6 protein-coding genes are annotated in these 6,000 nt (G+C 51.1%); 5 read left to right on the top strand and 1 reads right to left on the bottom strand.

Features of this window, described 5'->3' with window-relative positions:
- The first annotated feature begins 561 nt into the window (after positions 1-561).
- Positions 562-852: a YMGG-like glycine zipper-containing protein gene (locus tag AC2FJC_RS22075; RefSeq protein WP_496741713.1), complete on the top strand. Its 291-nt coding sequence runs from the start codon at positions 562-564 to the stop codon at positions 850-852.
- A gap of 138 nt (positions 853-990) precedes the next feature.
- On the opposite strand, the gene AC2FJC_RS22070 is transcribed toward AC2FJC_RS22075, so the two are convergent.
- Entirely contained in the window at positions 991-1,905 is a 915-nt protein-coding gene (locus AC2FJC_RS22070; RefSeq protein ID WP_496741715.1) for an AraC family transcriptional regulator, read from the bottom strand.
- Between the two features lie 184 nt (positions 1,906-2,089).
- Between AC2FJC_RS22070 and AC2FJC_RS22065 the strand changes: the two genes are divergently transcribed.
- From AC2FJC_RS22065 to AC2FJC_RS22050, 4 genes are all read left to right on the top strand, one after another.
- Positions 2,090-2,440: a hypothetical protein gene (locus AC2FJC_RS22065; RefSeq protein WP_496741711.1), complete on the top strand. Its 351-nt coding sequence runs from the start codon at positions 2,090-2,092 to the stop codon at positions 2,438-2,440.
- Positions 2,441-3,191: 751 nt separating this feature from the next.
- The gene (locus tag AC2FJC_RS22060; protein WP_496741709.1) at positions 3,192-4,850 is read left to right on the top strand and encodes a TadE/TadG family type IV pilus assembly protein; all 1,659 of its coding nucleotides are present in this window, start codon (positions 3,192-3,194) and stop codon (positions 4,848-4,850) included.
- Complete coding sequence (locus AC2FJC_RS22055) at positions 4,847-5,380, top strand: TadE/TadG family type IV pilus assembly protein (protein WP_496741707.1); 534 nt, start codon at positions 4,847-4,849, stop codon at positions 5,378-5,380. Before AC2FJC_RS22060 ends, AC2FJC_RS22055 begins: the two co-directional genes overlap by 4 nt.
- Position 5,381: 1 nt before the next feature.
- Positions 5,382-5,939, top strand: coding sequence for a TadE/TadG family type IV pilus assembly protein (locus tag AC2FJC_RS22050; RefSeq protein WP_496741705.1), 558 nt, complete (start codon positions 5,382-5,384; stop codon positions 5,937-5,939).
- Positions 5,940-6,000: the final 61 nt, after the last annotated feature.

Raw genomic sequence — 6,000 nt, 5'->3', positions numbered from 1 at the left:
AATCCGCTGGCCCACCAAAGGAAGGTGATGGGAAAGAGGGCTTGCCGCTATTGCGATTGAACCCTTCTGTCAAACTTACAAAAAGTAATAGTGGCCACCAAGCTGCTGTTCGCCGCGTCAGCAGCACTGCGCCTCACGAGCGGCGGCTATGCGCAGAAAACGGACTTTGCAAAGTTCCATCGATATCAATGCCGAAGATCTAGGACGCCTCCTACACGATGCTGGCTGCCGTAGGCATTCCTGATTAGCGCAATCAATTGTAGATCGGCCGCCCGTCATCAAAATCAAGCAGCCTGTTGAGGCGCAGCACCTACAGCGGGTTTGCTTGTCTGTATGGAGTGACTGTGCCTGATCATTTCGGCAGACGCTGCATTCCAACGTGATCGGCAACTTTCTCACCAATCAACTAATTCTGCCTCAGGTGATCAGAATGCTGATCCGACTGATGTCCCAAATTCAAACATATCCGTCCCAGTACGACAAGAAACTCACCCGTACTTTCATCAAATTGATTGTCAGAAGGCGGACACGAAGGACGCCACTGTCAGAAAGGTTGGAACCATGACAAACGCAAAGAAAACCACTCTACTTTCCACTCTCGCCGCTGCTATGCTGCTGACGCTGCCCATGGCCGCTCAAGCTGACTATGTAACCGAGAAAGCCGTCAAAGGTGCAGTTGCAGGGGCGGTGGTAGCTGAAGCCACTGGGGGCGATGCGGCTGAAGGCGCAGTAGTTGGAGCCACCGTCGGAGCCGTTGCCGGTGCCGTGCAAAAGAATGATTTCGAAGATCGCCGTGACAACTACGACAATAACGGCCATGGAAACGTAAAGAGCCATCACAAGAAGCACTGACTTTCGGTGCACAAAGAACACCTGGAACGGTTTACCCCTTCCAACCTGGGTCAGAGTTTTCTGACCTTCTGCCTCAAACCCGGTTGGGACAATTCCCGCCGGGTTTGTTGCTGTCTGGTAGGGGAGGAACCCAAGTGGCTACAGTGCCTTCAAATAGTCTCGGGGGCTTACGCCAGCCCATCGGCGGAAGGCCGTTGAAAACGCCGCATGATCTCCATAGCCAAGGTAGAAAGCGATTTCTGAGATACTGAGGCCATCGGCCAGATAGGTCTTGGCGAGGTCGAACCGAAGATCCTCAACCACCTCGCGAAAGCTGGTGTTTTCTGTACCGAGTTGGCGGGTCACCGTGCGTCGACTCAAACCAAGTTCCACAGCAACCTCGTCAGCTGACAGAACATGACCGGGGAGACGCTCGATGATGAGTTTTTCGATCCGGGCGCGAAGGCTGTCCATCCCATATCCACCCTTTTTCAATTGGGCAGCTCCCAGTTCGGAAAGGTATTCGACCAAATCCGGGTCATGGTTGGCAAGCGGCATGTCCAGAGTTGTCTTGCCGAACACAATTCCGTTGAAGTCGCTCCCGAATTCCACGGGACCGCCAACAAGCTTCTCGAAGACACGAGGATCCGTCCCAACCTCGTGGCGAAAACAGAGCTTGTGGGGGTGAAAATCAGCGCCTGCAAGAGTTCTCAGCCGAGCCAGAAGACCAAAAACCAGGAACTCCTGAAAACGGTGATGACGCAGCAAAGCGCCATCGGTGCTGGAAACTCCAATGGCATCTCTTTCATCCGTGCGGAAAAGACGGAACTCAATGGCCGGGTCAGCCAGGACATAGAACCGGGCAGAATTTTCAATTGCCTGGCGCAAAGTGCCGGAACTCCGGGCGATATAGGCCGTCAAGGTGTGAGCCTGCCGAAACTCCCGTCCGGCACGGGCGGCAAAGGTGATATCGCCAAGCGAGCGGCAGACTTCCCGTATCAGCGTGGCTTCCTGTTGAGCTGTTATGCCGATCTTGTCCTGTTGCTTCGGATCAACCCCAACCCTACGCAGCAAACGGGCCAGAGTTTCCTGACCAAGCTCTTTTGCGGCTTGGTCACAGGCAAACAAAAAGCGTTCGTTCTTCTTTGGCTTCAAAGCGTTTTCCGCCCCGGTTGCAAATTCCCTCCACCTTAGGTGCTTGTGAATTTGGGACAAGTGTGGACAGCACTATCAGACAGATATCGTTTCCGCAGGCGCAGTGACGTCTTGGAATGTTGCACATGGCATGGGAGTCCCGGTCTCTGGTGTATTTCTCCTGTCCGGAACTGACGCCGGGTTTGACGTGAGCAAGGCGGTTACAGCTTCGTCAGACAGACCGCCGATCCTCATGTTCATGGGTCAGTATGATCTGCCGGGCGCGTTGTCTTCAGTTCCCCTCCTTATCGCTCACTACGAAAAAGCTGGCGTTGATTATGAGTTTGTCTGGGTGCCGGGCTTTGGCCATTTCTATCCTGCTGGTGCAGCCAGTTTGGGCGGCGATGCAGTGAGCATGTCCGTGGAAGGACGGATTACCGAGTTCCTCGAACGTGTCATTGGCACCGGGCAATGACGTCAGGCAATGTCATTCAGAGGCGCTGTCTATGAAAGACGAGACGCAACTTCGTCGGCATCTAGGAATTTGCAAAGTCTACGTTTGAATGTCTTCTTTGGGCTGCGACCTGCCGAATGCGTACGCAGCGACCTGTCGGATCAAAAATAATGGCTCAGGGCTCTACGTCCAACCGGCGCCAACCGAAGCAAATGGCAGCAATGAGCCCGACCTGCTCATTCGACATAGCGCAGCGAAGGTCGGCTTTTTTATGGGGTTGGCCACAAATGCGGCTCGAATAGCGGCCTTCATCGCGTCCTGAGGCCCTTGTTCTTGCGCCTTGCTGGATGCCATCACCAGCTTGGAGGCAGGCGTGTTTCTATGTTTGTTTGCATAGTCTACCATCTGCGCGTTGCCCTTGGTGCTGACCGCAGCGCTGCAGAGTGCTCTGCCAGATGGGATGAATGACCGTTTTCAAGAAGGCAGCCCCATTTTTGAAGCCTCTACATTAACCAGACATTAATGAATCGTTTTTTTCCATAAAAGATAATCCCTCCAAATGGCCAGTAGGCCGCCGCATTTTTGACATATTCAAATCACAGAGTTTATAGAGGTGCTCTCAGTTAAAAAATAAACCTAATTCCAAAGGCTTAGAGGGATTCTGAGTCAATGCTCTAGTAAATGTTTCCGTAATTGCAATACCTGCAATTGCGAGCTTTCCCCTAATAGAAATGAACTTATGGCAGCTTTCCGCCGCTAAAGGAGGTTATAAATGCCTACGAATTTTGTAAAATCAACAAGCTCTAGCGTTTCTCCTGCATTCGGTGTGTGGAAAGGTGCTCGACGTCTTGCCAGCGACGAGGATGGCGCGCTTACTATATTCGCCCTATTTATGTTTGTGGCTATTGTCGCCTTTGTGGGAATTGGTATCGATTTCATGCGCCACGAGAGCGAACGTGCAAATTTGCAGTACACGCTGGATCGGTCTGTTTTGGCTGCGGCGGATCTTGATCAAAAGGCGGAACCAGGATCTGTCGTTCGTTCGTACCTAGAAAAGGCGGGCCTTCTGGAAAATCTGACCAATATCAATGTAGTCAACGACACTGGTTATCGAGAGGTGTCGGCGACAGCCCAATCTGAGATACAGACCCAATTCATGCACCTCTCTGGTGTTGATACATTGATCGCACCCGCAGCGAGCACTGCCGAGGAAAGCGTCGGTGCTGCCGAAATCTCAATCGTATTGGACGTTTCGACCTCGATCGACTTGTTTCAATTAAAAAATGCAACGAAAAACATCATCACAAAGATAGGAAAGAAAAACGGGCATTGGAGCAACGAAGTTTCGTTTTCCCTGATTCCGTATTCCAGCCAGGTTAACGCTGGCGCAGATTTGCTGAAATACTACAATGTCGACCGTTTTCATGGCCACTCGCATTGCGTCAACTTTATCGACAATGAATTTAGCAAGCCTGATCTTTCTCTGACCAGAGTGCTGGAGCAAACGGCTCATTTCGACCCTTACACCGAGACAAAAGAGCCGATTCAAAATCCCGTTTGCCCAATCCGCCCTGGATCAGCGATCCTGCCATTCCAAAACAATGAAACAGTGCTTCATGACTATGTCGATGGCTTGACCAAGCTAAGCAACCCAGTGGCAGACGAAGATTCTGGCCTGGACAACGGTGCAAATTGGGGCCTTATTTTACTGGATCCGAGCACACGCCCAGTCATCAATGGTCTGGCCACTCCTGTATCCGCAGATGGTGATGGTATCGTCCCGGAAGCATTCAAATACCGCCCAATGGATTACAATAGTAACGTTCTAAAAGTTCTGATCCTGGTGTCCGACGGGGACAATACCGATCAGCACATGCTCAACCCCTCGATGCGTACTACCTTGTCGGATTTGTGGTACAATGAGGAAGCCGATCGTTTCTCAGTCTTCCAATCAAATGGCACCCCTATGTATTGGTGGCCTCATGATAACAGCTGGCAGGATCACCCTTACGGCAACGGGGACTCACGTTGCACGACCAAAGGCAGCAAAACTTCATGCGTTAAAGAAGACGAGCCCGGCAAGTCGGTACAGTTGTCCTACGTTGAGCTGCTGAACCTTGTGTCCTTGGAATACATCGAAAACAATATTTTCACCCAGTCGCCAAGTGCCTATGGGCAGTGGGAAAGCAGCGCGTTCAGCAAGAAAAATGCAGTAGCCAAGGATGCGCGCACCAAGCACGTATGCAAGGCAGCCAAAGATGAAGGCGTGATTGTCTTTAGTGTCAGCGTCAACGCCCCTGCGAACGGTCAAAAGGTACTGCAAGGCTGCGCAAGCTCTGCCAGTCATTACTATGATGCATCGGCGCCTGACCTCACAGATGCCTTTACTTCAATCGCGTCCTCGGTTCGTATGTTGAGGTTAACACAATGATGCGCCGGATGTTCTCCGCTCTAACTGAGCTTCGCCGCAAGGAAGACGGCAATGTGACTGTCGAGTTTGTTATCATATTCCCTGCCGTGTTTTTCCTGGTTCTTTCGGGATTGGAGCTTGGCTTAGTAACACTGAAACACGCGCAACTGGAGCGGGCTGTCGACATGACCGTTCGCGACATTAGGCTGAACACCGGCATTAACCCACAGCATGACGATATTAAGGCGGTTATCTGCAACCGAGCCGGTTTTATCAGCAATTGTGAAAACAGCTTGCGTCTAGAAATGATCCGTCAAGATCCATTTGCGTCCATAACAGTACCGACCATCCCTGACTGCACTGACTTGTCCGACGAGGTGCGCCCTGTGCGGACTTTTCAAAACGGCCTTGAGAACGAGTTGATGGTTATTCGGGCCTGCGCCAAGATCAATCCCAGGTTCCCGACATCCGCTATGGGCAAGGCAATAGTTAACGAAGAAGGTCAATACGCTTTGACCGCTACAACCGTTTTCGTACAGGAGCCTAAATAGTATGAGGATTAACCGACTTTCGATACACTGTTCAAAACGATTCCTCGGCCGGGAAAACGGCTCGATTTCCGTCGAAGCCGCTCTTGTCATCCCAATCCTCTTTTGGGCGATCATGGCGGGTTATACATTTTTCGACGCTTATAGGCAGAATGCCTCGAACACCAAAGCAGCACATACGATCGGTGACCTAGTTTCTCGAGAAACTCGGGAGATCAATAGCGAATACATTGACTCGATGGTGGAAATGTTCAAATTAATGGTGGCAAATGATACGGATTTGAAAATTCGAATTTCGTTAGTTCTTTACGATGCAGCCAACGACAATCATTCGGTGAACTGGTCTGCAATTCGCGGCGAGTATGTTGAAAAGTTAACGGACGACAATATCGGTCTATATAAAGATCTTCTTCCCCCGATGTCGGATCAGAATACGCTTATTCTGGTTGAAACCTCCAACACGCTTGTCCCGATCTTTAGAGTAGGCTTAGACAATATCGAACTGAAAAACTTCATTTTCACCCGACCGCGCTTCGCAAACAATATTAAAGCGAACGTCTAAATGCCTGAGCTCGGCAACGAAGGGTCCCCGTAGGTGCCTCCAAGGCCCAAGCGTTACTCCC

The organism is Ruegeria sp. CDSB117 (genome assembly GCF_059611005.1).
Note: the sequence above shows the minus strand (reverse complement) of the source record. Positions and strands in the feature narration are given on the sequence as shown.

Coding starts and splice junctions, on each gene's coding strand:
- AC2FJC_RS22075 (WP_496741713.1), top strand. CDS start 562: ATGACAAACGCAAAGAAAACCACTCTACTTTCCACTCTCGCCGCTGCT.
- AC2FJC_RS22060 (WP_496741709.1), top strand. CDS start 3,192: ATGCCTACGAATTTTGTAAAATCAACAAGCTCTAGCGTTTCTCCTGCA.
- AC2FJC_RS22055 (WP_496741707.1), top strand. CDS start 4,847: ATGATGCGCCGGATGTTCTCCGCTCTAACTGAGCTTCGCCGCAAGGAA.
- AC2FJC_RS22050 (WP_496741705.1), top strand. CDS start 5,382: ATGAGGATTAACCGACTTTCGATACACTGTTCAAAACGATTCCTCGGC.